Annotated in this window: 25 protein-coding genes and 1 tRNA gene; 19 read left to right on the forward strand and 7 right to left on the reverse strand. The window is 31.7% G+C overall.

Annotated features, from left to right (window positions below; genetic code table 11):
• Positions 1–4 precede the first annotated feature (4 nt).
• From LNQ49_RS16970 to LNQ49_RS17010, 9 genes are all read left to right on the forward strand, one after another.
• Positions 5–772, forward strand: a complete 768-nt coding sequence (locus LNQ49_RS16970; RefSeq protein ID WP_229990209.1) for an abortive infection family protein — start codon at positions 5–7, stop codon at positions 770–772.
• Positions 773–953: 181 nt separating this feature from the next.
• A complete protein-coding gene (locus tag LNQ49_RS16975; RefSeq protein WP_229990210.1) occupies positions 954–1,502 on the forward strand; it encodes a DUF4468 domain-containing protein in 549 nt (182 codons plus the stop codon).
• Between the two features lie 365 nt (positions 1,503–1,867).
• A complete protein-coding gene (locus tag LNQ49_RS16980) occupies positions 1,868–2,707 on the forward strand; it encodes a hypothetical protein (RefSeq protein WP_229990211.1) in 840 nt (279 codons plus the stop codon).
• A 306-nt stretch (positions 2,708–3,013) separates the two neighbouring features.
• Complete coding sequence (locus LNQ49_RS16985; protein ID WP_229990212.1) at positions 3,014–4,021, forward strand: hypothetical protein; 1,008 nt, start codon at positions 3,014–3,016, stop codon at positions 4,019–4,021.
• Between the two features lie 181 nt (positions 4,022–4,202).
• On the forward strand, positions 4,203–5,144 hold the full coding sequence (locus LNQ49_RS16990; RefSeq protein WP_229990213.1) for a hypothetical protein: 942 nt from the start codon (positions 4,203–4,205) through the stop codon (positions 5,142–5,144).
• Between the two features lie 139 nt (positions 5,145–5,283).
• Entirely contained in the window at positions 5,284–5,757 is a 474-nt protein-coding gene (locus LNQ49_RS16995; protein WP_229990214.1) for a hypothetical protein, read from the forward strand.
• Positions 5,758–5,917: 160 nt separating this feature from the next.
• Positions 5,918–6,694, forward strand: a complete 777-nt coding sequence (locus LNQ49_RS17000; protein ID WP_229990215.1) for a hypothetical protein — start codon at positions 5,918–5,920, stop codon at positions 6,692–6,694.
• A gap of 89 nt (positions 6,695–6,783) precedes the next feature.
• Positions 6,784–7,968 carry a HEPN domain-containing protein gene (locus tag LNQ49_RS17005; protein WP_229990216.1) on the forward strand — a complete coding sequence of 395 codons (1,185 nt, stop codon included), beginning with the start codon at positions 6,784–6,786 and terminating at the stop codon, positions 7,966–7,968.
• A gap of 91 nt (positions 7,969–8,059) precedes the next feature.
• The gene (locus LNQ49_RS17010) at positions 8,060–8,449 is read left to right on the forward strand and encodes a hypothetical protein (protein ID WP_229990217.1); all 390 of its coding nucleotides are present in this window, start codon (positions 8,060–8,062) and stop codon (positions 8,447–8,449) included.
• Positions 8,450–8,642: 193 nt separating this feature from the next.
• On the opposite strand, the gene LNQ49_RS17015 is transcribed toward LNQ49_RS17010, so the two are convergent.
• Both LNQ49_RS17015 and LNQ49_RS17020 read right to left on the reverse strand, forming a co-directional pair.
• A complete protein-coding gene (locus LNQ49_RS17015) occupies positions 8,643–8,900 on the reverse strand; it encodes a hypothetical protein (RefSeq protein ID WP_229990218.1) in 258 nt (85 codons plus the stop codon).
• A gap of 187 nt (positions 8,901–9,087) precedes the next feature.
• Entirely contained in the window at positions 9,088–9,495 is a 408-nt protein-coding gene (locus LNQ49_RS17020) for a helix-turn-helix domain-containing protein (protein WP_229990219.1), read from the reverse strand.
• Positions 9,496–9,668: 173 nt separating this feature from the next.
• Here LNQ49_RS17020 and LNQ49_RS17025 point away from each other — a divergent pair, with 173 nt between their 5' ends.
• From LNQ49_RS17025 to LNQ49_RS17045, 5 genes are read left to right on the forward strand one after another with little or no spacing between them, the layout of a single operon-like run.
• On the forward strand, positions 9,669–11,306 hold the full coding sequence (locus tag LNQ49_RS17025; protein WP_229990220.1) for a hypothetical protein: 1,638 nt from the start codon (positions 9,669–9,671) through the stop codon (positions 11,304–11,306).
• An 11-nt stretch (positions 11,307–11,317) separates the two neighbouring features.
• Complete coding sequence (locus LNQ49_RS17030; protein ID WP_229990221.1) at positions 11,318–12,154, forward strand: hypothetical protein; 837 nt, start codon at positions 11,318–11,320, stop codon at positions 12,152–12,154.
• Positions 12,141–12,503 (forward strand): hypothetical protein, encoded by a 363-nt coding sequence (locus tag LNQ49_RS17035; protein WP_229990222.1) that lies wholly within the window; start codon positions 12,141–12,143, stop codon positions 12,501–12,503. The genes LNQ49_RS17030 and LNQ49_RS17035 overlap by 14 nt, the downstream gene beginning before the upstream one ends.
• Positions 12,504–12,514: 11 nt before the next feature.
• Positions 12,515–13,078 (forward strand): hypothetical protein, encoded by a 564-nt coding sequence (locus tag LNQ49_RS17040; protein WP_229990223.1) that lies wholly within the window; start codon positions 12,515–12,517, stop codon positions 13,076–13,078.
• Positions 13,079–13,130: 52 nt separating this feature from the next.
• Positions 13,131–13,475, forward strand: coding sequence for a hypothetical protein (locus LNQ49_RS17045; RefSeq protein WP_229990224.1), 345 nt, complete (start codon positions 13,131–13,133; stop codon positions 13,473–13,475).
• An 823-nt stretch (positions 13,476–14,298) separates the two neighbouring features.
• Here the strand turns inward: LNQ49_RS17045 and LNQ49_RS17050 are convergent.
• The 4 genes from LNQ49_RS17050 to LNQ49_RS17065 all read right to left on the reverse strand — a co-directional run bounded on the left by LNQ49_RS17050 (position 14,299) and on the right by LNQ49_RS17065 (position 19,008).
• Positions 14,299–15,090 carry a cation efflux transmembrane domain-containing protein gene (locus tag LNQ49_RS17050; protein ID WP_229990225.1) on the reverse strand — a complete coding sequence of 264 codons (792 nt, stop codon included), beginning with the start codon at positions 15,088–15,090 and terminating at the stop codon, positions 14,299–14,301.
• Between the two features lie 3 nt (positions 15,091–15,093).
• Positions 15,094–17,262: a TonB-dependent receptor gene (locus LNQ49_RS17055; RefSeq protein WP_229990226.1), complete on the reverse strand. Its 2,169-nt coding sequence runs from the start codon at positions 17,260–17,262 to the stop codon at positions 15,094–15,096.
• 738 nt (positions 17,263–18,000) lie between these two features.
• Positions 18,001–18,282 carry a DUF6922 domain-containing protein gene (locus LNQ49_RS17060; RefSeq protein WP_229990227.1) on the reverse strand — a complete coding sequence of 94 codons (282 nt, stop codon included), beginning with the start codon at positions 18,280–18,282 and terminating at the stop codon, positions 18,001–18,003.
• Positions 18,283–18,357: 75 nt separating this feature from the next.
• Positions 18,358–19,008, reverse strand: coding sequence for a nucleotidyl transferase AbiEii/AbiGii toxin family protein (locus LNQ49_RS17065; RefSeq protein ID WP_229990228.1), 651 nt, complete (start codon positions 19,006–19,008; stop codon positions 18,358–18,360).
• Between the two features lie 250 nt (positions 19,009–19,258).
• Between LNQ49_RS17065 and mobA the strand changes: the two genes are divergently transcribed.
• From mobA to LNQ49_RS23370, 3 genes are all read left to right on the forward strand, one after another.
• On the forward strand, positions 19,259–19,693 hold the full coding sequence (gene mobA / locus LNQ49_RS17070) for a conjugal transfer protein MobA (protein WP_229990229.1): 435 nt from the start codon (positions 19,259–19,261) through the stop codon (positions 19,691–19,693).
• A gap of 369 nt (positions 19,694–20,062) precedes the next feature.
• Positions 20,063–20,323 (forward strand): hypothetical protein, encoded by a 261-nt coding sequence (locus LNQ49_RS17075; RefSeq protein ID WP_229990230.1) that lies wholly within the window; start codon positions 20,063–20,065, stop codon positions 20,321–20,323.
• Positions 20,324–20,333: 10 nt separating this feature from the next.
• Complete coding sequence (locus LNQ49_RS23370; protein WP_428978354.1) at positions 20,334–21,986, forward strand: recombinase family protein; 1,653 nt, start codon at positions 20,334–20,336, stop codon at positions 21,984–21,986.
• Here the strand turns inward: LNQ49_RS23370 and LNQ49_RS17080 are convergent.
• Positions 21,946–22,018: transfer RNA gene (locus LNQ49_RS17080), tRNA-Met, on the reverse strand. The two genes, LNQ49_RS23370 and LNQ49_RS17080, sit on opposite strands and share 41 nt — an antisense overlap.
• Before the next feature lie 118 nt (positions 22,019–22,136).
• On the opposite strand from LNQ49_RS17080, the gene era reads away from it, so the two are divergent.
• Complete coding sequence (gene era / locus LNQ49_RS17085) at positions 22,137–23,018, forward strand: GTPase Era (RefSeq protein ID WP_129537395.1); 882 nt, start codon at positions 22,137–22,139, stop codon at positions 23,016–23,018.
• A 259-nt stretch (positions 23,019–23,277) separates the two neighbouring features.
• Positions 23,278–24,588 (forward strand): ribosome biogenesis GTPase Der, encoded by a 1,311-nt coding sequence (der, locus tag LNQ49_RS17090; RefSeq protein ID WP_229990231.1) that lies wholly within the window; start codon positions 23,278–23,280, stop codon positions 24,586–24,588.
• Positions 24,589–24,743 lie beyond the last annotated feature (155 nt).

A 24,743-nucleotide genomic window follows, 5' to 3' on the forward strand; every position in this document is an offset into this window, starting at 1 on the left:
TTTAATGAACGAAATAATTTCGCCAAAATACCAAATGAAACTTGTGAAATCCGTTCACGATGCTATTTGGGAGGAATATAAATCATACAAAGAAGTTAGTTTGTACATTAGTAAATGGTACGAGGGAGATCAATGGAATAATAATTGGGAAAACTTCCATATATACCAAAAAGACAACGGGGAAATTGACTTATTAAGTACTTTACACTCAATGATTGGAAGCGACATATTAAAAATAGCTATTGATATGGGAGTTGAGACGCCAGATTTTATTCCATCAATTCCAACATTCAAAAATGAATTGAAATCGGATTTCAAAATTGCTTATGATACTTTTACAAGAGCTTTTAAACAAATCGAAATAGATCCAGGTCTTGCAATTGGTTTAGCAAATTCAGCGTTAGAAAGTATTATAAAGGAAATTTTAAAAGATGAGCGAATAAGTAGTAAAGTCAAGGGAACTGAAACACTTTATAAATTGACTACGATAGTTTTAAAAGAATTTAATATTCTTGACGATAATCATCCTGTAGAACTAAAAACTATTGGGAGTGCACTTTTGTCTATAAATCAATCAATTGAAAAATTAAGAAGCGAAAAAACTAATTTCCATGGGAAAACATCGGATGATTATTTAATAAATGATACAGTTTTTACATATTTTGTAATTAATTCAGTCGCAACTGTTGGACTTTTTCTAAACTCATATTTTAAAACAAAATTTCCTAAACCGATAGAAATAAAAGAAGAAACTGACGATTTGCCCTTTTAGATTTTATAGAAAGAAAAAACCAGCCGGTAATTGCTACTATAACAGATTGGAGCAATAGATATAAGGAAAGTTGGTTTTGAATTTAGGATGATTGGCAATTCCTAAAATGGACATAATTTAAACAAACCCGTTTTAATACAAGAACGTTACCAGTAATTTTGAAACCATCTAAAGCTGTATTATGAAGCAATTAGTATTCTTGTTTTTTATTATTTTTGTTAAATTTGGGTTTGCGCAACAAACCGAATTTAGATTTTCAGAAGAAGGACTAACAGATTTCTTAGTGGTAGAATGTGAAAATAAAACTCAATCTCAACTATATAAGAAAACAATTGATTGGATAGCGGTAACGTATAATACTCCAAAGGCAGTGCAAAAAGCTCAGATAGAAAATGAATATATAAGAATTGAAGGATCCGCCAAAGACCTTCTTGGTAGCGGTACAAAATATCAGATTGAAATCTCATTTAAAGACGGAAAATATAAATTTGATATAACACAAATTCAATTTTGGAATGAGCTTGATAATTTCTTACTTGGTGGCTCAGAGCCAATTTGGAAAGACTTTGAAATGACCCATACAAATAGGTATGTCGATAAAAAGGGACAGATTAAAGGTCGGTATAAATCCACATGTGAGAAAGTAATTAATTATTTCAATACTTTAAATCTAAGTTTAAAAGTTTTTTTGCTGAGTGAACAAATTCCAAGTAAGAATAAAGATTGGTAAAAAGACAACTTTTACTAGCCTGTCACCGCAATTGCGAAGGTCTCTGTAATTGACGATTCATTTTCACGACGAAATTCTATTTTAGAATAGGGAACTCTGTCTGCTTTGACTCGCGACTACTTTTGTTTATTAAAAATGAAGTGATTATGGAATATAATGGAGAAAAAAACTGGGTTTATTTCGTATGATAGAGAAGGACGAAGATTTAAAGAATACTTAAAAGAACTAGCTAAAAAGAGCTATAACAAACTGATTTAGGCAATTCACTTAAGAAAGTGGTTTAGTATTTGGTAATTGGAAGAACTTAAAAATGGGGGCTTAATTAAATCACTGTAGTACAAGAACGTTATTAGAAATAGAAAATCGTGAAAAAAAGAATAAATTATTATTATTTACCACAAGAATATTGGAAAAAACACGATTACTGTGAGTTTCTAATCAATCAAGTTGAAGATTTATTACTGAATAAAGTGTTTAAAGATTTAAATACTCAAACTATAACTTTTCCAGATGAATTCATGGAAGCTCTACAAGATATTGATGATGAGCAAAATCATATATTCGATTTTCTTGAAAAACACAAGTTCAACGATGAACTTACCCATATTGTCAGATGTCATTTATTAAGTGCTTTAATAAGAGAAACTTGCTACTCAATACAAGAAAGTTTACTTTGCTCATTGAAAATGAGACTGACTGTTAGTTTTACCCTTTTAAGAAAACCTTTTCTTGAAATTCTAATAGTACTTATGCGAATGCTAAATGAAACAGATTTTATTGAAAAATTTAATTATCAAGATAATTTTGACCCAATAAAAACGACATCTGAACAAAAAAGAAGATTAATCGCAAATACAAATAAATTCTTCTTTGAAAAATATAATTGTGAGGATTTATTCGAATGTATTTTTGATAAAGACGAAATTGAAAGTATTTTTAATATTACCAATAATGCTATTCATTTATTTACAGATCGAAACCCGAAAAATAAAACTGAAAAACAGAATTTAAATTTTATTTTTAGTGATTATCAAAACACCGATTCACAATGGGAGTATATCTATTTTACACTACCTATGATACTAAATTTTTTAACGGACTTAATTGATTTGTTAGTATTGAAATGTACTCCCGTAGAACAAAAGGTATTTACTTTAAGGATGCAAAAGAGAGACAGATTTAGAAGATTAAATAATGTCTGCTAACACTTATTTTAAGGGGTTTAGGTAATTGGTATAATGCAAATTAATTATAAAACTTAACCTGACGTTTTTTAAGGATACTCTAATAATATTTTATTAAGTCGTGAGTTGATTCAAACGGCTTATCCACCACGAAAATATATAATAAAATAGAAGTATTTACGACCCTGTTTAGAAAATATTTCTGTATTATTTAAAGATTTCAATTAGGGAATTGTGCGAGATCTTTTCAATTAAAAATCTAGGTATGTTTTAAATATTCTTATATTGCTTTCATAAAAAATAAATTATTGCAATTAAATATAGGAAATGCGAAAATTCGTCGAAAAAAAAGGAAAATATGTTATTAAATTACCAGAAGATTGGTTTCATAAAAATGCTTTGTATGATGCCAAAGAAAGTGACCCAAACAGTTTTGAATTAGTAGAAGAATCAGTCGGTACATTTCAAATTAATGTAATAGATATAGCTAAAGGAAAAATACCAGATTTAATAAAAAATAATAATATCCAAAATCAAGAATACGGAAAATCTAATTTAGATATTGTTGAACGTTTTATTGAAATGGATAAATTTGGAATGTACATGTGGTTTGTCAGAGTTGAGGATAATTTTGTTATTTCAAAATACATATATGATGTTGAAAGAAAAAATGATGAAAAAGTAAAGCTTGAAATTGAAAAAGCAAAAGAATCTCTTAAATCGTTAATTTTTGTTCCGGCTGAGATTAGAGAACAAATACTCATTCATTATCAATTTGACAAATTTATGTTCTCTTTAGCTAGCGCCGGAGATTTAATATCTCGAGCATATAAATCGACAAATCCAATTGAATTAGTGATATTACTAGCAAATCAAATTGATGCTTTATTAAGATTGTGCTTAATACTTCATAATCAAATTGAAACTAAAACAAAAGAAATAGATATAAAATTAATTTCACAAAGAGATGAAGATAAGGTTGTGATGGAAAAAAGTATTTATAAAATGACTTTTGAAAAAGGGATAATTACCAAAGAGTTACACGATGAATTACATAATCTTTATAATAAACGTAATAAAGTGGTTCATAGGTATATAATTAGTGACTTAACGACAAAAGATGTTTATGAAATTTCTATTGATTATAGCCTAATGGAAAAGAAAATTGGTGATATTGTAAAGTTTTATGAAAAAGAACAACATGATAAAAAAATTGGAATGTATGGAAAAGGTGATTCTCCAAGCCGTGCTATGACTCAGGATGAAAGAACGATACTTCAATTGATGATTGATGAAAAGCATTCTCATTATAGTTTTATTACTAAGGAGAAATAACTGTAAAGAAAATCAGTTAAAAGATCTGATTTTTTTTGATTTGATTAAAGTTGGTTTTGTATTTATGCTCTTTATGACAAAATCAATATTTAAATAAAACTCATCTGAACGTCGCATAGCCATAAGACGTAAAGTGTAATTTCTAACAGAAAAGAAAAGTAATACTCAATTAATAAGATAAATGAAAGAAGAAACTATTTATATAGACAAGCCTCAAGAAAGTTTAGATGAAATTCAAAAACTAATAGGAATAGTATATGAAGGTTTTATGGCTCTTGCTATGGATTATGGTTATCATATAAATAATGTTTTTGGGCAATCAAAAGATGGAAAGCACGAAATTTATGAATTAAGAGATAGTATAAACTATAGAATTAAAAGTGCAAATTTACATTTTTATCTATTACTTGTAAGAAAGCTTGAAATTGAAAATCGATTTGCAAATATGCTCAAAGAAAAGCCATCAGTGTTCAATGGTTTTATTATGGGAAATCCTCATTTTGATATGGCAAGTGATGAAATCATGGCTTTGTATGATAGTATAATATTTCATCTTTCTTCTTGCTTTGACTATTTAGCAATGCTTACGCAATTTATATTTGGTAAAAACCCCGAAACAAAATTGCAGTGGATTACTTTAGTTAAACATTGTCACAATAGAGAAAGTGAATTTGGGAAAAGAAAATTTGTTGAGAATATTAAACAGATTGATGCAGATTTTGTAAGTAAGTTTAATGATTATAGAGCAGAATTAATACATAGAAAGAAGTCGACATCATTTGCTGACGTTTCTTGGCAATTAAACTCTGGTAAAGTAATTACCAAATTTCTATGCTCGGATAAAATTAAAACTAATCTTAAAAAGATTATTGACAAAGACTTAAATTACTGTGTCACCTACGCTTCATCTGAATTAATAAAACAAACTCTGCTAAAAATTGCATATGTTTTAAACGGAATGCACGATGAATTCAGAGAAAACTATGTTCAGCATTCTCCAGTTATGAATAATGGTGGCTTTCAAATTATTTCAATGAATTCAGAAACGAAATTTGCAGAATCGCCTGCTATAGGTTTTTGGGAAAAGTTTATGGAATACAAAAAGTTTAATTCAAAATCATAAACAATAGCTTCTGTCAGCCGTTTGCCATTATTTATCAGATCGAATTAGTATAAAAAAACTCAAAGACTGAAATAAAATTTAATCACTAATAAATTATCAAAAGGATACAATTAAATGATAACTATAACTTATACTAAAGATGTTTAATGAATTATTAGAGATTATTGAATTAACAAAGATAAAGGAGTTTAAAACAGATATAACCTATGAACAGATTTTCCAAGCTAAAGAGATTATAAAAAAAGCACCTGAATCATCACAGCATTTATTTCTTATCCTTTGTGCAATGAACTTAATAAATGCGGCTATAAAAACAAAAAAATTTAAGGATGAAATACATTATGGCATGCTTAAACCAAAAGTTTCAGGGCTTTTAATGACAATATTAGATATTAATACGATAAACCTAGATGTTGAATTTTATATAGATAAATTAAAACAATGTGCATACATAGAGATTTACGACTTACAATTTGGCTTTCATAATATAACAATTTATAAAGAACTTGAAGATTTTATCAATTCTCCACTAAATAAAGCAAAAATATGGAAGGAAGTTCCTTTGCAAAAAATTGCAGGGGAATTATTTGATTATGCAATTAAAAAGAATTAAAAATGAAGAATTAAGGTAAGTTAAATTTCATTATAATCATTTTTAATTGAAAAAAAGGTTTCAACTTAATTAAAAAGTCATACCCAGTTATTTTAGAACTTACACACTTTTAGGACAGTGTCATAGCCTTAGAAAGTTGAACCGCTATTTGCAGACAATTATGAAAAACTGTACTCTTTGTCAAGAACGCATAGCTGATAAATTAAATTCGCACATAATTCCAAAATTTATGTGCAAAAGGTTATTTGAGAATTCAAATCCAAGACATTCTATTCAACTATCAAAAGACGGAAAACAGTTTAAACTTCAAGATGTTCCCAAAGAGAATAATATTTTTTGTAAGCAATGTGAAAACCGATTTGAGAAGCTTGAAACATACTTTTCACGGGTATTAATTGAAATTAATTCACTCCAAAATGCAGTTAGAAAATATGAAATTGAATTGACGGATAATCAAGATGTATTAAGTTGCAACGACATAACTCCATCCTTATTTCATTTATTCTTTTACTCTCTCTTGTGGAGGGCTTCTATTTCAAAACATATTTTATTTGACACTTTTAAAATTGGTACTGAAGTCCAAGAAGAACTTCGAATATTTTTAAATGAGAACCTTTTTGATACGCAAAAAGATTTATTATTAAATGCAAAAACGATAACTAAAATTCCAATCTATCATACTTGTTTTATAAAACCGAAAAATAATACTCGTGGAATTTTCAGTGCCTATAATTTTGCTCCAAATGCCTATGCTATCTATACCGTAGATTATGCACTTTTTTTCTACACAAAAGAAGATGATTGTATGCCTGCCCACAAATTATATGGAAATATAAGTAATGAAATAATCAAGGTTGTTTTAGCAAATGATGAGAATTGGAAGGTTTTAAATAATTCAGTTGTTAAAAACATGCTAAATCATCAAACCCCCAGATAAGATCTTTTTTGTCAAGATTGGTATTATATTCTCAACTGGAAATATATGTATCTTTACAACTTAGCAATAATTTTCGATTGCACAAAGTCTTGGAAGGTTATAATAAAGAAGGTGACTATTTTAAATATATGAAGATCCAAATGAAAAATTTTTTGTGGTTTACACATACTAATATCGACTGCTCGGCAAGAAGTGATTTTTCCTTTGATCTAACACCATATATAGAAGTTTTCATCAAGAAAGAATTATGGAGAAAGAAAAGATATCGAACTGAATATAATTTTGAATTTGAAAAAGAAAATTTAGAAAATTTAAAATCTATTAAAATTAATTTTCACATAAAAGCTTCGCCTTATTCAAATTGTCATGAATATGAATTAATTTTAGAAAAGTACTTCCCACTAAAAAAAATTGAACGACTTAAAATAATTTCTTCTGGGATTTCAGATGCGTCTCGCATTGCAGTTATTGAAGCTCAATTCAAATCAAAAAAAATTCTACGTAGAAATTTAAAATATTTAGAAGAGAAAAATTATGAAAAAGTATTAGACCAATTAGATAATGAAAATCATGAATCTTGGGAGGAGTCAAACAAACTAAAATCTATTATTTCCGAATTTATTCAGTTTTTGACTTTCAATTTACACCTCAATTTCTTAACTCATCGATATTCGTTTAGTTTTACAGATAAGCCAAATCCATCTGGCTTTTCCTTAATTAATAAAAACAATAATTATTTTTATGAAACAGATAGGATGGAAATGCTTTCACATTATATAAAGTATGAAAGAGAAACTGATGAACTTGACTCATTAATGAGGAAGACTTCACAGTTTTGGACGAGGGATATAAATTCGATTCACTTTTTCATGGAAGCGTTAAAAAGTAACTATATTACTTCAAATAACTTTATTAAGCTGGTGTTTACATTAGAAACTTTTTTTGGACAAAATGTATCGAACGACTATGTTTCTCTTGTCATTCCGTTAATTATTTCCGACAACATTAGTGATATGAAAAAATTTAGAGAAATAATAAGAAAGAGTTTCAATCTAAGAAATCAAATTGTTCATGGCAACACTCTTGTTGACTTTAATTCTTCAGCAAAACCATATTTTAATGATATAAGAAATGACGAACTTTTTTTTGAATTAAAAAACGTAATTATTAACATTTTTCATTTTTACATAAAAAAAGATTTGTATCTGAAAAAACAGAATGTACATATAAATCATGAACTTATATTTCAGTTATTACCCAGAGGAATATATTAACCGAATATGATTTTCACTCTAGAAGTCCGTTTAATAAGATTTCACGTAGAAATAAAAATATTATAAGCCGAAATTATTATATTAGACAATTATGAGCTATAGCTACAATACACCTGAACAAGCAATAATTTCGTTAGAAAATGCATTTTCTAACAAGGATATTGTAAATGTGGTCGCTTCTAAAAATTTTGAAGCTGAAGCAAAAATAGTTTTGCAAAGAACAAATGTGGAGCTAAATGAAGAGACTATTGATTTGACTGCTAAATTACTTGAGCTATCACTTGTTGAGTATATTCTAAATAATGGGTTTCCTGATTTTTCTATGGTAAAAAGGCAATTTTCTGAATTAAGTGAAATAGATAATGATTTGTATTTCATCGAGGAAACATTAATTTATGAGGATGGTAAAACCTACAGCAATATAATTTTTCTAACAGTTGAGGATAATAAATGGAAAGTAGCTATGAATGAGGAAAAATAATTGTTGAAATTACTCATATAATTTTCCAAAAATACGCCAAACAAAAAATGTCAAAGATGTCAATAAATAAAACGCATAGTGCCAAAAGAAAAAATTTTATACATTTAAAATTATTAAAAACGGCATATAAGGAACTTAAATATCTATATCTATAAAATATGGAAAGTTGCTATTCAGGAACTTTCCATATTGTTTAATTGTTCCAATATTCGTTTTTTATTCTCATTACTTCATTAACAAGTCGATTTCTTTCATCTTTATCAATTAGTCCAAACATAATACGGTCATCTAGTATCTGTATTACATTTATTGTTTGTTTATCAAATTCCTTTAAAAGTTCTTCTGCTTCTTCTACTTTTCTTATTACATTTTTATCATTCGAAAAATCTACTACTTTAATACCACTAAATACATCTGTCACAACTCTAATAAAACCTTTTTCTTCTGTCATATGTTACTAATTATAAGGTGAATAATATTGAAGGTAGTAATATTTTTAAGAAATCAAAATAAAAAATATTTTTTGTGCACATTACTATTTTATGACACCGCTTTTTATTAAAATATATAAATGTTTGAAAACAAAAAAGAGACTCGAAAGTCTCTTTAGGAATTAATATATATCATTTTATAAAAGCCTATTTTGCTTTTAGTAATTTTTCCAAATATTCGATTTTATCCTGTTCTGCTTTCAATAGTCGCTCGTAAAGTTTTCTATTTTCTTCTACAGATTCCATTAGTTTATCTAATGGATTAAACGTGCAATGATGATTCCCCACAGTTCCCTGACTATTATCGTAAAAATTGTTGAAATAGTTAAACACGCCTTCTTCTGAAAAATTCTTAATTGCCTCTACGCTTACTCCCAACGCTTTTGCTACTTCGATAAGTTTTTCTTCTTCTATAGTTTCGCTGTTTTCCATAATAGAAATGGCCTGCTGGTTTGTTCCCATAGCCTGGGCTAAAGCTTCTTGTTTCATGTCTTTTAATTCACGAATACGACTGATTTTTCGTCCTATGTGATTTGGTTTTGTAACTGTACTCATAGCTCAAAGATAATAATTAAGAATAAAAAAGTAAGTCTCCTGTATGATATAGAAATAGTCTTGTACGGTACAATACAAATTGATACGGTACAGTACGACTAATCACTTACTTGCCTGTGTGTTAAACAAAAATACAATTTTTCACACAAGTATTAATTAAAAAAATTAAAATTATGAGTAGTGCAATTCAATTTCAAGATCAGAAAGAATTGGAGAATGCCGTTAGAGAGCTCCAATCATTTATGGACATTACAGCGGTCACCCTGCATGAGGCAGAGACAGCAGGGAAAAGAGGTTATATACTTACTATAATCTTAAGGGAAGATTCACAGCAGATCGCATCGGAAATGTATGACTGGGCGGATAAGGTTTTAAAAAAATATCCGTCTGTACCTTTTGTAATTATAAATCTATGGGATGTACTGCATCGCTTAAAGCATGGGAGCTTGTATTATTTAAAGTGGTATTTATCAAACATAAGTCTGTTTAAAAACGAGGAGTTTGATTTTAAGATTAAAAAAGATATTCCCACTGTATCTGTTCTGCTTAAAAAAGCAGTAAAGAAAAACAGCGGGCTTTTATCCAAAGCAGAATCATTAAGAAGAGGTTCCCAGCATTATGAAGGAACAAATAACCATTATATGGCACTCTATACAATCCATCAGGCGGTAAACCTTCTTTTTGGTATAATCGGAGAACTGGTCATGGGAAAATCTCATTCGAATCATTATACACTAGAGCACTTAAATACGATAAAGGACTATGCACCGGTTTTGAAGCAGGTGTTCAATATTGATCTTGATAAGGATAAAGAAATTGCTGATTTGCTTGATAGAGCAAGGATTGAATTTCCTTATGGAGGCAAAACAAAGATTAAGAAAGACAGGGTTAAAGAAGCACAGAAGAAACTTTACCGCATCTTGAAAGAAACTAAAAAGATCTTCCAAGACCAGCTTTCCTACTGCGAGGAAAAATCCATTTTTTTTATTGAACCAAAACTGAATAAAGATACTTTAAACGATGGAGTAATCGACTATGAAAAGATTGTCAGTGATACCGTTACGTCTTATCTTAAGACTGAGGTGGTTTATTGTTTTGGAACAGCGGAAAAAAGGTTTAAACACTTTTATCTATTAATACTTGTCAAAGAAAGTAAAGCAAATGCAGTGCATGATCTGGCTGATATTATTAAAAGCAGAACCAAAGGGCAGTGCACGGCAACACTTTTGATTCATCATATTTCAGAGATTAAAAGCGCAACAGGTGATCAGAAATATTTCTTTTTGAATGTTATAAAAAATGGAAAGGCTTTGTTTAAAAAAGAATCTGCTGTTCTTGAATCTGCTGATCTTCCAGTTCGCAGTATAACATCAGCAAAAGAATACCTGTGCTACAGAAATATTGTGGTAAACAATATGGAAAAATGGCAGGAAGATTATGAATGGGCATGTTACGCTCCCCTTAAAGGCTTGATGCTCCATACTATGACAGAACAGATCTGTCTTGGAATGATCCGTTTATTTATGGGATATTCTCCAAATCATTTTTCCCTTTCTTATCTATTGGAAATCTGCGATCATTTTAATCCTAAAATAAGCAGTTACTTTCCGAGGGTTACAGAGCAGGACAGAAACCTGTTTACGATATTAAGCAGATCATATACTCAGCTAAGATACAGCGGTGCAGATACTTTTTCTGAACTTGATATGAATCTTTTGCAGGATCGATACAATAATTTTGCGGCTTTCTGCACAGGTGTTGTACAAGATGAATTAAGACGTACTGAGAAGCTGATGTCGGCTGAACTTTAAACAGACAGATCATGTATTATAATATTTTAACACAGAAAGGCCATCCCAAATATCGGACAGTCAAGAAAATATTGAAACTCTTAGTAGAGTTTGTAGAAGCTGATTGTATTTACTTTTCGGAATCTGCTGTAGAATCAAAAACAGGGATTCTGACAATTGTTGTGAGCAAAAAAAGCCCCCATTACTATGACGATGTTGTCTTCCATTTATGGAAAGTAATTGAAAACTACAATACTTTTTCATTCTGTTTTTTTGACAGGGAGTGTATAAAGAGAGAAGTCGGAAAAGGAAATTTATTTTTTATTTTCAATTGTAAAGAAATAGATCTTGTGTATAGAAACACTGTAGGAAAACCTGTTCTGGATATAAAAAAAATAAATATGAAACGGCTTTTGAAAAAGACTGTTGCAAATTATCAAATGTGGATATCAGAGGCCAATACTATTGGCAGGGACTTAAAATACCACCGTGGAAACGAGAATCATTTAATGGCATTGTATGTTATACATGAGCAGTTTCGATATGTTTTTATTAATGCTTCATGGGTTCTAACGGGTGAATGGGTGATAGATGGAAACATTTCAGAGCAGCAGGAGCGTATTGCGAAGTTTAATAGTGTCTTAGGTGGAACTTTTGATTTAGATAACATAGAAGATAAAGAAGTTTTAAGAAAGCTTGATCTTGCCCGAAAAGCTGTTCAGTGGGGAGAAGAAATTGAACCGTTAACTGCAGAAATTGTTGAATCGGCATATGAAAAAATGCAGTGGCTTATGAGTGAAGTAAAAACAATGTATCAGCAGTATGCTGAGCAAACAAAACAAATATTTAAAGAATATGGAAACCAATGAAAATAAAAAGGCGGATGATTTTATCAAAGAACTGAAAAGCAGTTTTTATTTTAGAACATTGACCCCGCAGAGAGATAAAGAAGGCACTTATTATGCCAGTATAAAATTTACAAGCTACATCAATCTGATGTTCACTGTACAGGATCTTCTGAAAATAGCACTTCACACGCTGGAGAATTCAGATCTTGAGAATTCCAGCCAGATCGAAGATCCCGCTTTTCATCTTACGAGTATTTTGGAAATTGCAATACAGCTAATGCCGTGTAGTGAAGCGGAAGGGCTTGACAAACTGCATAAGCTTTATTTAGAGATTAATAGCGAAAATAAAAATGAAAAAATGGATAACTAATTTTTTAAATCATGAAAAAGAAGAAAAATAACTTTGAGACTAAGTTCTGGGCTGGATTTGAGGCAGGAAATCCATTTGAAGCATCTGATGCCCTTTTTGATTTTGCACATCTTGACTACTATAAGCGAAATTTAACACAGGCAGTACTGTACAGCTTTAAAGAAGAAATCTGCAGTAATGATAGACCAAGCGAGATTTTTATATTCTATAAAGCAATATGCTCATTTTTGAAAACATACTACTGCCTGTATAAAAAAAGCAGTAATTGGAGAGTGAAAGAATCAGTCCGCACAGAAAATGTATTTCATCTCACTTCACTGACAAAGCAGGAATATGACAATCCTTTCACCGTATTTCGAAAGGCATTTGCAGAGAAAAGCCTTAAGGAGTTTGAATTTTTCCTTTCTGAAATAGTGAGCGTTTCATTGTCTCCATACAAAGGAGACGGTGATATTGATCTTACGACTCCGTATATCCATTTAATAAAAATGCTTGATGCAGGAGAGCTTATGCGTGAAAGAGGGCTTGAAAAAATAAAAAAAGTTAATGAATCGAAAGAGAATTCCGAATGCTAAAATTACTGCATCAATGCAGACATGCTCGATTTAACTAATAAAATATATTGATATGAAAAAAAATAAAATCAAATTAAATGATCTGGTTGAAAATCCGGAACATTACTTTATAATGCTTAAACCTGCATCAAAAATGCGGAACGATATACACAATATCGAAATAAATGTTCAGGGATATTCAGACTTGTTTTGTATGATTATGGATTTACTTAAGGCAGGAATGCTTGCATTAGACGGAATGGAAGTCAGTACAAATAATAGTCCGAGGCATGTTGAAAGATACGTTTACAGTCTGCTGAGGATAATAGAAATGCTAATCCCATTGGAAGAGGCAGATTTATTGGACATGCTTTACAGAAAATATTTAAAAGAAAATAAAAAGAGTACTACGAACTAATCTATGTCCATTCATAATTTTAATAAAACGCCGACTTCGGAGGCGTTTTCCAGCCCCGCAGGGCAAGTTGTTTTGAGATGCTGAATTCATTTCAAGCATCTCAAAACACAACTTGCCATTGTCCTGCGACAACTTTTTTAGGAATGGATTTAATTGAAAGGGCTTGATGCCCTTTTTTTATAGGTATGGTTAAACTAATTTATTTTTAAGGATTCAAGGAATGCAGGAACATACAGTACAGTCTGAGCACACGGAATGTTGCAAATCAAGTCAGCAAAGGCATTAGCGAAGAATAATATATAAATAATTTATGCAGGCAGGGCAAATCCACAGGTATTCTTGCTTTTAGGTATTCAGGCAATCAAGCAATCAAGCAATCAAGTACTCATGTGCGCAGGTAAGCTTGTATGCAGGTTTGCATTCCTGCCTGCAAGCCTTCCTGCTATCCTGCAATCAAGTGTGCAAGTATACACACAGTTCAGCAGGTGCTCAGGCACTCCAGCAATACCAATAAAAAATATTTTTCCAAAAGAAAACAGAAAAAAGGAAAAAAGAAAAAGAAAGCAATATCAAAGGACGGGATGCAGACAGGCCAAAAGGAATCGGAATAAGTCCCGAAGGGTGTCTTGTGAGGAACGAGCAAGGCATTATGCCGAAGTCTTTTTGCCAGACTGCTAAACCCGTCATAACTTGGATTTCTTTTTATTATTTCTCTGAAAAAATATAAAGCTAATACGTAAAATATCCGTTCTTTTTTTGACATACTAAGTCAAAGAGCACCAAATAATTTCCAAATCTGCTTATAACTCATTAGGAGAGTCGTTTATTTTAAACTTAAAATTTTCAATGCTCCTCTACCAACTAAAAAGAATACACAAATACCAATGAGGAGGTCGGGCAACATAGAATTGGTATAATAAACTAAAATTCCTGCAATGATAACTCCAACGTTGATTATTACATCATTGGAAGTAAAAATCATGCTTGCTTGCATATGTGCCTCCTTACTTTTAGATTTTTGAAGTAAATAGAGACATAATGAATTGCCCAAGAGAGCAAATAAAGAAACTATTATCATTGTGCCGAATTCGGGAATATTTTCTTGCTGTATATATCTTCTTAGGACTTCTATAAGGCCTAAAATCGCCAGCGTCATTTGAAAATATCCACTTATTTTAGCTACTCCAATTTTCCTTGAAACAGTGCTGCCGACTGCAAATAGAGCTAAACCATAAACAATGCTATCAGCAAGCATATCTAAGCTATCAGCAACTAACCCCATTGAGTCTGATATAAAACCTGTTACGATTTCAATTAGAAAGAATGAAAAATTTATAATCAAAATTTGCCATAGCAGTTTACTTTGTCCAGAATTATCAATTGGACTCATAACATCAAGAGTTTCTTCAGATGTTAAGAGTGAGCTATCGAGATTTAGGCTGTTAATTGCATCTGTAATGTTATCTGTATCACCTAAGTGATAAACCTGTAACTTTCTATTTGAGATATCAAATTCAAGCCCTTCAATGTGATCAATATTATTAAGTTTCATTCTAATAAGCTGTTCTTCACTGGGGCAATCCATTTTTTTAATATTATAGATACTTTTTTTCATATTCTATATTTTTATCTTAATTCCTGCATTTACGACAAATCCATCTAGTGGAGCATAAATATCTTTGAAAACAGGATTTGAAATAGGCCCTGTATATATACTTCCAAATTTAGTTTGTCTGGTGTCGGTAAAGTTTTCAAAATTGGCATAAACGGAAAAATTCTCCCATAATTTTTCAACCATAAAACCGAAAACCCAATATTCTCTTCCAGTCGTTCCATCATTTAATTTTTGTGGACTGTAGTAATAAGCCTCTAATCCGGCTTTCCATTTATCTTCTACTTCATACATTAAAACGTTATTCAATCTATGTTTGGCGGTCAAAGGATTTTCGGATTTAATACCATTATTATCGATTGATGCATCAGTATAAGTATAACCTATAAAAAGTTTAAAATCCTTATATCCTAATTTTACATTTGTTTCAGCTCCTTTTGTATCCAAAAAGCCATCAATATTAACAAACTGATAAATGGCATTAGGAAGGGAAGTTAAGATTAGGGGATTATCTACATTTGTGTAAAAGAACAACTGATTGAGTGATAAAGATATATCTTCGGTAATATTAGTCTTGTAATTAACATCAAAATTGACGCCATAGCTTTTTTCAAGTTTATTAAAATCGCTATTGATAGGCAATACATTCTGGTACTGAATACGCTCACTTTCTTCAGTAAATATGGTTGGTGTTTTATAGCCTAAGCCTCCGCCGAGTCTTGACGTAAGTTTAGGACTAATTTTAAATAAAGCAGAAACTCGCGGCAAAAGCGAAAATCCGTAATCAATAACATAATCCCCTCTAAGACCAGTTTCAATATCCAGCCATTCTTTAGCCTTTACTGTATTTTGAATAAAAGCCCCATATGTAATCTGATTGTAATCCCTCAAAGGAAAAGCAGTAATGCTATTCTCTGTAAATTTATCCGTATATAAATTGGCTCCTGTTACCCATTCGGATATCTTACCATTGTGTGAATATGTAATTTCAGAAAAAGTACTATTCTGAAGCCCGTCAAAAGAGTATTCTGGAATAGTTATAATACGGCTAAAATTATTAAAACTATTTTTGAATGTTATTGATTCCTTTTCATTGAATTTATGTGTAAGGGTAAATTGCGTGCTAATTCGCTGTGTCTTATTTTTTTCAAAATAACTGTCAGGATATTTGCTTTCGTCTTTTATGTAATCTATGTTTCCTCCGATGCGATTTTCGAAAACAGTATTTATGCCAAAATTAAGTTTTGTGTTTTCATTAAAATAGACAAATAATTTTGGGTTAAAATTAAAACGTTCAAATTTTGGAATAGCCGTTAGCTGGATATCGGCAGGATCATATGGTGCATTTCTATCATGAGAAGCGAAAACAGTCAATCCAATTTTATTGAATCGCTGTGAATAAAACCCATTAATATCTAAACCAAGTGCTGATGTTCCATTTAGTAAAAATCGTAATTCTCTTTCCTCTGTAGGAGTTTTAGAAATTAAATTCACCAAACCAGCAATTGCTCCACCTCCATATAAAGTTGAGGCAGATCCTTTAATGATCTCCACTTGTTTTAAATCCAGTGGTGGTGTCTGCAGTAATCCCAGTCCGCTGGAAGCTCCTGAATATACAGGGAAACCATCCTTTAATATTTGAGTATATCTACCGTCTAATCCCTGAATTCTAATAGATGAATTTCCTGATGTTGCCGATGTCTGTTGGGTTTGAATACCAGTACTTTCATTAAGCATCATTCTAATATCACCTGGTTTCATATTGGCTTTTTCTTCTAATTCTTCTCCTGCAATAAATTCCACTCTGGTAGGAATGTTACTTATTGTTCTTGTGCCTCTGGTAGAAGTGACAATAATTTCATCCATCTCTTCGGCTTCGCTTTCTACTGATATCTCTAAAAAATCGCCTGTAAAAGGTATTGTAAAGGATATTGTACGCGATTTATAACCTTCCATCGAAAAAGAAACATTATAATCTCCCTGCTGTAGATTTTCAAAAATGATTAATCCTTCTGAGTTTGACACAGATGATAAATTAGTCTGCTCAATTTTAGCCGTGATGCCGTTAATTGGTAAGCTTGTCTCAGCATCCTTAGCGATAACTTTAATTTTGTTCTGTGCTTGTACTGTGCCAATAGTCGTTATTGCCACAATCAATAAAATATATTTAAACATTTATAATTTCTTAATATTAATACATAAAGATGTTCATGATCATAAAATCATGAAGTAAAACTATTGTAAGTATTAAAAAATTTTGGGTGGCTGCCAAATTTTACAAATAAACGAGGAATCGACAAACTTGTCGTATGATATAGACTGTAGTATTTTGTTTGTTGCAACTTCTAATTTTTCTGAAATTATTCCTGAAGTTTGTGTCATGGTAAAACCCATGCAAGTGCCACAAGAATAAAAAGGAGAACATTTTCCATTACAATTATTTCCGCAGTCATGCGAATCATTTTTGCAATTCTTCTCTACATTACATTCTGCATGTTTAGAATATGCAGAACAAGGTACTGTTGAAAGAAACAGCACAACGATCGATAGTAATGTTACCCAAATTTTCACTTAACAAATTTAAGGATAAAATTTACTATTGGAATTTTTTTTACAATTTTCTTTAATGCCTCACAATTTAATTATTATATGATGACTGGTTTTATGAAATACTTCTTTCTACACCAAAATTATTCACTACAATATGCGCCGGCACTCCCACCAATGTTCATATAAATCCTACAAATTACAGACCACTGTTTATACCAAAGACACTAATTACAAGTTCGAAAATTATTAATACTGGCGGGAAGATTCGCTGGGACAGTTTACAAACAAGTCTCTTAAGACCGTCGTTAAGAGAGAACTGAATAAGGAACAGGAAGTAAATAAACTATAAAAATCGTTAACTCACTAAATCCAGTGATATGGTTTGTCCATGCGGTTGAGGTAGCAGTACATTTCTTCCTTTTTGAGTTCGGGAAAGAATTTTAAAGCACGGTCAATGGCATAATTGGGAAGGAAATAGATTTCGTCACGAATAGTTCTGATAACTTTTTCATGACCATAAAAACGTACGATTTCATCCATTTCGTCCTGTCCTCCACGTTCTATGATACGGGCAATAATAGTTTTGTAGGCTTTATCAAAGTCCATAGCATCTATATCGAAATCCCAAAAAAAGACCCGATCCAAATTAGGAACTCTGTTATTTTTTTTAACTACTGCCATATAGTAAAAATACGATTTTTATGGTTCTTATTCAAGTTTTTACCTTCTAAATCCACGTCCTTTTTTGGGTGGAGGAATTTGATTTTTTGGTTCGGAAAAATTAAAAGAAGGATTAAAAACTGCTATTTTTAGGCGCTGGTTCATTTTGTTCCAGTTGGTTTCTTTTCCTTTCAGGAGTTTAACTTTTTCTTCGTGGTCTATATTTTCATGATGGAGTAAGGAATGAGAAGCCAGTGCGGGATTTCCATTGTATTTGTTCTGGTAAGCATCTAAATAGGTTTTAAGGGGATGATGTTCCAAAAGAAAGTACATATCCACAAAATCTTTTATTCTTGTGCCATTTTGAAATATAGCATGGAGTTTCATAGCACCTATGTCATGTAAAGATACAAGTCTGATTCCCTGTTCGGTTTGAACAGGTTCTTGCCATGGGTATTTATGGGCTAGAATATCTACTTTAACCTTACCTATATTTAGAAGCATTGTATTGTCAAATAGATCCCTGATTGTAACAGGATGTTCACTACTTAAATGAGCAAGCATAGACTGAACATCAAAATCCTGTGTGGAGAATAGGTCTAAATCGATACTTAATCGATGTCCTATCATCAGGCTTAGGGCAGTACCTCCTACAAGATTAAATTCCTTCAGTTTTTCATCTTTCATAAGCCTTTGGAGAAGTTCCCACATCTGGGGAGTAACGGTTTCTTTGTAGAGCATAATTTCATGTTTTCAGAAAATTAATTCTGAAAAAGCCCTTCTCTTTTGAAGTGTCCTTTAAAGGCTTTATTTGACAGCGGATGTCTAGTACTAAAGCTTTAAGATTGGGTTAGGAACAAATAAGCCAAATGCTTCCAACTACTTCCAACTACTTCCAAATTGGATTGTAACTGCTGAGTATAAATTATATTGGTTTTTAAGTAATATCAGTAATTGAATTATGGAAAATGAAGAAAAAAAGAATCTGAATAAAGGAGGCAGACCTTCCAAAATAGATCCCGCCGTCCACCGCTATTCTATCAGTCTTACTGCAGAAGAAAATGCACGTTTCCTGACTCTTTTTGAAACATCAGGAATGCATGTAATGGCGCACTTTATTACAGCGTGTGTTTTTCAAAAAGGGATAAAAACAGTTAAGATCGATAAAGCGACATTGGATTATTATATGCGCCTGACCACCTTTTACAGCCAGTTTCGGGCTGTCGGGGTAAATTACAATCAGGTTGTCAAGATTTTATATCAAAAATTTTCCGAAAAGAAAGCTTCAGCCTATCTGTACAAACTCGAAAAGCAGACAATAGAATTAGCTGTTTTATCCAAAAAGATAATACAGATGACAGAGGAATTTGAAGAAAAGCACATTAGAAAACCTTGACATAACAGCGAAATTTCAAAAAATGTAGGTCTACAGACGTGTTTAATTCGCGTCCAATGTATGAAACATGATTTTCAGTGTGCCATATATAAAGAATTGATAAGATACATCGGTAAGATTTTATTAATTGCTGTTATCGAAAAAGCACCTTTCGATTATGTTCTATCCAAGCTTTAATTATTGAAATTGCTGTAAGCCTGCAATTTACGTTTTGGATATTATGCCTTTAAAAGACAAAAAGTACCAGTGACACTATAAACGTCATAGCTTCAAACATGCCTAATTATATTTATTAAAATAAATATAATTAGGTGTAATTAGTAAAGATCGTGAAAGCGGTCTTTTACAGTTTAGAGCAGGAGGTGCACGATGAGAAATGAAAGAACGGATAAAAGAAAAACTACTGTAGGCAGGGACTTAGTAGAGCCACATGCTGAAAGCATAAATATAATGCTCGAACAAAGAGAGAGCGTTTCTGGCAATGAGAAAGAAAAAACCGAAAAGAATCAGCAAAAATTGACTATTGAAGAATTAAGAAGTTGTAAAGGTTTTGAAACAATATCAGAAGCGGAAGGTCAGGAGATAATTGAAAGCCTGTTTCAATTGGCAGTAATAGTTTATAATTTTTAAAACTAAGAATATGAGTATTGAAAATTTCAAAAAATTTCAAAAAGAAAAATTAGCTCAAAAAGATGAGGTAAAAGAAATTTGGGGTTACACTAGGGTAAGCTCAAAACTACAGTTAGTAAATAATAGTCTGGAGGAACAGCGCAGTGAAATAGTTCAGTTCGCATCTAGGAATGGCTATACACTTAAGAACATACTTGGAGGTACTTATGAAAGCGCCTCTGGAGATTTCACAAGAAAAGAGTTTACAAAACTATTGGAAGAAGTTAAAAGCTCAAAGCAGAAACCTTTCGCAATTGCTATTAAATTTATCAGTAGGTTCTCCAGAACAGGAGGCAACGCTATCACTATAGTACATGAACTAGTGGATAAACTGGGTGTTCATCTAATTGAGACATCATCAGGACTATGCACCAATAATGAATACAGTAAACTGGATATTTACAGCAAGCTTTTGGACGCCAGAAGGGAAAATATGGACAGATTAGAGAAAACAATTCCTGGCATGAAAGCACTGCTACGATCAGGGAACTGGCTTGGCAAAGCTCCAAGAGGCTATACAATGCGAGGAAGAAAAGTAGGCGACTATGCCTTAATGCAGGACACGCAATCTATTACAATTAATCAGGAAGGAGAGATTTTAAAAAAGGCATGGAAATGGAAACTTGCAGGGGAAAGAGATTATGTGATCAGACAGAAACTTGAAAAACTGAATTTGATTATTTCAAAACAAGGGATTAGTTCCATGTGGCGCAACCCATTTTATTGCGGGATCTTAGTTAATGCACTAATTGAAGAACCAGTAAAAGGAAACTGGGTGGGCTTAGTTAGTGAGGAAGACTTCTTGAAAGTTGATAATATGCTTTCGGAAAACAACGTGATTACAGTTAAAGAATATTGTAAAACTAAAGTCAATGAGTTTAGACCCCTTACAGGATTTTTAAGATGCGAGTGCGGATGCCTGCTGACAAGTTATGAGGTTCGAAAAAAGAAAGCACATTATTACAAATGTCAAAAATGTAAAAATGCCAGTTTTAATGCTCTGACCACTCAAAAATCAAAAATGGAAGGTTTGAATGATTCTTTCGAAAGATTATTGTCAAAGTATACATTAAACTCAAAATTTGTAGAGCCTTTTAAAATACAGTTAAATAAATTCTTTGATGCTGTGAACGCAGAGGCTAAAGAGGAAACGAAAAGCTTACTTCTAAAGAAAAAAGATATTGAAATTAAAATTGAGAATTTGGATAAACGCTATTTTGAGAATACAAATTTTGGAGATGATAAATACAATAGATATGCGCTTCAGTTTGAGACCGAATTAAAGATGATTGAAAACCAGATATACTCCAATGCCAAAAAAATATCTAACCACAACAGACATATCGATAAGGTTGTTGAAAAAGTCTCGAACATCAGTAAATACTGGAGTGAGGGAGATATAGAGAGTAAAATAAAAATTCAAAACTTGGTATTTCCTGAGGGATTGTCAATTAGGGCTGAAAACAGGCAATATCTAACCAATAAGGTTAACCTTGTTTTTAGGTTAGTGTCAACATTTACAAGGCTTTATGCAGGTAATAAAAAACAAAAAACCCATCAAAATTTTGATGGGTTATTCTCTGTAGCGGGAACAGGACTCGAACCTGTGACCTTCGGGTTATGAGCCCGACGAGCTGCCTACTGCTCTATCCCGCGTTGTTTCGGGTGCAAAGGTATAACCAATTATTGGATATTTCAACAAAAAATTAAAAAAATGTTTTTATTTTCTGTATTGGCTTGATATAACTACCTTTGCAGAATAAATAATTCACAAATGTCACATAAAGCAGGTTTCGTAAACATTATCGGAAATCCAAACGTTGGAAAATCAACACTTATGAATGCTTTCGTTGGAGAACGATTGTCAATCATTACATCTAAAGCACAAACTACACGTCATAGAATCCTAGGAATTGTTAATGGAGAAGATTTTCAGTTAATCTTATCTGATACTCCTGGTATCATCAAACCAGCATACGAAATGCAGGAATCGATGATGAACTTTGTAAAATCGGCTTTTGAAGATGCTGATATCCTAGTTTATATGGTTGAGATAGGGGAGCAGGAACTTAAAGATGAAGCTTTTTTTAATAAAATCATCCATGCCAAAATTCCAGTATTGTTGTTATTGAATAAAATCGATAATTCAAATCAGGAACAATTAGAAGAACAAGTTGCTTTCTGGACTGCCAAAGTTCCTAATGCAGAGATTTTTCCAATTTCGGCATTGCAAAACTTTAATGTACCTGAGGTTTTTGGAAGAATAATCGAATTATTACCAGAATCACCAGCATATTATCCAAAAGATCAACTTACAGATAAACCAGAGCGTTTCTTTGTAAATGAAACTATCCGTGAAAAAATCTTGTTGAATTACAGCAAAGAAATCCCATACGCAGTAGAAATTGTAACTGAAGAATTTTTTGAAGATGAGAATATCATCCGTATTCGTTCTTTGATTATGGTGGAGCGCGATACTCAAAAAGGAATCATCATTGGGCACAAAGGAGCTGCTTTGAAAAAAGTAGGAACAGAAGCTCGTGCTGATTTAGAGAAATTCTTCGGAAAACAAATTCACATTGAACTATATGTAAAAGTGAATAAAAACTGGAGAAGTAACGCTAATATGTTGAAACGTTTCGGATACAATCAATAAGAAGAAGGTTTAATCGTTAAATTGTTTCAAGTTTAATGTTCCAAGTTATGAAAATTGGAAGCCAAAAACTTGAAACTTGAAACCTGAAACTTGAAATTAAAACTATAAAAACTTAGGTACATAGAAACTTAGCGACTTAGCGACTTTTTTAACTACCTTTGCAAAAAATTAAAATATGGTATTTTGGATTTATAGAGGAATACGATTTTGTGAATACGAAATCTAGAATCTAAAATTTGAAACCTATAAATAAATAAAAATGAATAACATTGTTGCGATAGTAGGAAGACCTAATGTAGGGAAATCAACCCTTTTTAATAGGCTGATACAAAGAAGAGAAGCTATTGTAGATTCAGTTTCTGGAGTTACCAGAGATAGAAACTACGGTAAAAGCGAGTGGAACGGAAAAGAGTTTTCTGTAATTGATACCGGCGGATATGTTCGCGGAAGTGATGACGTATTTGAAGGAGAAATTCGTAAACAAGTAGAACTTGCTATCGACGAAGCCGATGTTATTATTTTTGTTGTAGATGTTGAGGAAGGTATTACACCAATGGACGATATTGTTGCACGTTTGCTACGTAAAGTTACAAAGCCAGTTTTATTGGCTGTAAATAAGGTAGATAATGCAATGCGTGAGAAAGATGCAATTGAGTTCTATAACCTTGGTTTAGGGGAGTATTTTACATTTGCAAGTATTTCAGGAAGTGGAACAGGAGATTTATTAGATGCTTTAATCGAATCTTTTCCTGTAAAACCTGAACCAGTACAAGAAGAGGTGGTTTTGCCTCGTTTTGCAGTGGTTGGTCGTCCAAATGCTGGGAAATCAAGCTTTATCAATGCATTAATTGGTAAAGAACGTTTTATGGTAACTGATATTGCGGGAACAACTCGTGATGCAATTGATACAAAATTTGACCGTTTTGGTTTTGAATTTAACTTGGTTGATACAGCGGGAATCCGTCGTAAAGCAAAGGTTAAAGAAGATTTAGAATTTTATTCAGTAATGCGTTCAGTTCGAGCAATTGAGCATGCTGATATTTGTATTTTGGTTATTGATGCCACTCGTGGATTTGAAGGTCAAGACCAAAGTATTTTCTGGTTGGCAGAGAAAAACCGTAAAGGAGTTGTAATCTTAGTGAATAAGTGGGATTTAGTAGAAAAAGATACTATGTCTACACGTGATTACGAAGAGAAAATCAAAAAAGAATTAATGCCTTTTACAGATGTGCCTATTCTTTTTGTTTCTGCTTTAACAAAACAACGTTTGCTAAAAGCATTGGAAGCTACGGTTGAGGTTTTTGAAAATAGAAAACAAAGAATACCAACATCTAAGTTCAATGAATTTATGTTGAAGGTTATCGAAGCATATCCACCACCAGCGACTAAAGGAAAGTATGTGAAAATTAAATATTGTATGCAGTTGCCAACACAAACTCCACAGTTTGTATTTTTTGCCAACATGCCACAGTATGTTAAAGAACCATATAAAAGATATCTTGAAAATAAAATTAGAGAAAACTGGAACTTCGCAGGAGTGCCAATTGATATTTATATTAGAGAGAAATAAAAACGAAAATCCCGAGAAATCGGGATTTTTTTATGGGTTTAAAGGGCGTGATGAAATTTTTTTATTTTTACTAAGTTATCTTTGTTTAGAAGATTATTTGCCGGATTTAAAAAAACAGATTAAACCCTTGGCTTTTTTTTGAGTCGTATACTATT

Origin of the sequence: Flavobacterium pisciphilum, from assembly GCF_020905345.1 — a bacterium.
GTDB lineage: Bacteria > Bacteroidota > Bacteroidia > Flavobacteriales > Flavobacteriaceae > Flavobacterium > Flavobacterium pisciphilum.

What these genes read in the sequence shown, in the direction of transcription:
- LNQ49_RS16970 (WP_229990209.1), top strand. Translation starts at nt 5, where the DNA reads ATGAACGAAATAATTTCGCCAAAATACCAAATGAAACTTGTGAAATCC.
- LNQ49_RS16975 (WP_229990210.1), top strand. Translation starts at nt 954, where the DNA reads ATGAAGCAATTAGTATTCTTGTTTTTTATTATTTTTGTTAAATTTGGG.
- LNQ49_RS16985 (WP_229990212.1), top strand. Translation starts at nt 3,014, where the DNA reads ATGCGAAAATTCGTCGAAAAAAAAGGAAAATATGTTATTAAATTACCA.
- LNQ49_RS16990 (WP_229990213.1), top strand. Translation starts at nt 4,203, where the DNA reads ATGAAAGAAGAAACTATTTATATAGACAAGCCTCAAGAAAGTTTAGAT.
- LNQ49_RS16995 (WP_229990214.1), top strand. Translation starts at nt 5,284, where the DNA reads ATGTTTAATGAATTATTAGAGATTATTGAATTAACAAAGATAAAGGAG.
- LNQ49_RS17000 (WP_229990215.1), top strand. Translation starts at nt 5,918, where the DNA reads ATGAAAAACTGTACTCTTTGTCAAGAACGCATAGCTGATAAATTAAAT.
- LNQ49_RS17010 (WP_229990217.1), top strand. Translation starts at nt 8,060, where the DNA reads ATGAGCTATAGCTACAATACACCTGAACAAGCAATAATTTCGTTAGAA.
- LNQ49_RS17015 (WP_229990218.1), bottom strand. Translation starts at nt 8,900, where the DNA reads ATGACAGAAGAAAAAGGTTTTATTAGAGTTGTGACAGATGTATTTAGT.
- LNQ49_RS17020 (WP_229990219.1), bottom strand. Translation starts at nt 9,495, where the DNA reads ATGAGTACAGTTACAAAACCAAATCACATAGGACGAAAAATCAGTCGT.
- LNQ49_RS17025 (WP_229990220.1), top strand. Translation starts at nt 9,669, where the DNA reads ATGAGTAGTGCAATTCAATTTCAAGATCAGAAAGAATTGGAGAATGCC.
- LNQ49_RS17030 (WP_229990221.1), top strand. Translation starts at nt 11,318, where the DNA reads ATGTATTATAATATTTTAACACAGAAAGGCCATCCCAAATATCGGACA.
- LNQ49_RS17035 (WP_229990222.1), top strand. Translation starts at nt 12,141, where the DNA reads ATGGAAACCAATGAAAATAAAAAGGCGGATGATTTTATCAAAGAACTG.
- LNQ49_RS17040 (WP_229990223.1), top strand. Translation starts at nt 12,515, where the DNA reads ATGAAAAAGAAGAAAAATAACTTTGAGACTAAGTTCTGGGCTGGATTT.
- LNQ49_RS17045 (WP_229990224.1), top strand. Translation starts at nt 13,131, where the DNA reads ATGAAAAAAAATAAAATCAAATTAAATGATCTGGTTGAAAATCCGGAA.
- LNQ49_RS17050 (WP_229990225.1), bottom strand. Translation starts at nt 15,090, where the DNA reads ATGAAAAAAAGTATCTATAATATTAAAAAAATGGATTGCCCCAGTGAA.
- LNQ49_RS17055 (WP_229990226.1), bottom strand. Translation starts at nt 17,262, where the DNA reads ATGTTTAAATATATTTTATTGATTGTGGCAATAACGACTATTGGCACA.
- LNQ49_RS17065 (WP_229990228.1), bottom strand. Translation starts at nt 19,008, where the DNA reads ATGTGGGAACTTCTCCAAAGGCTTATGAAAGATGAAAAACTGAAGGAA.
- mobA (WP_229990229.1), top strand. Translation starts at nt 19,259, where the DNA reads ATGGAAAATGAAGAAAAAAAGAATCTGAATAAAGGAGGCAGACCTTCC.
- LNQ49_RS17075 (WP_229990230.1), top strand. Translation starts at nt 20,063, where the DNA reads ATGAGAAATGAAAGAACGGATAAAAGAAAAACTACTGTAGGCAGGGAC.
- LNQ49_RS23370 (WP_428978354.1), top strand. Translation starts at nt 20,334, where the DNA reads ATGAGTATTGAAAATTTCAAAAAATTTCAAAAAGAAAAATTAGCTCAA.
- era (WP_129537395.1), top strand. Translation starts at nt 22,137, where the DNA reads ATGTCACATAAAGCAGGTTTCGTAAACATTATCGGAAATCCAAACGTT.
- der (WP_229990231.1), top strand. Translation starts at nt 23,278, where the DNA reads ATGAATAACATTGTTGCGATAGTAGGAAGACCTAATGTAGGGAAATCA.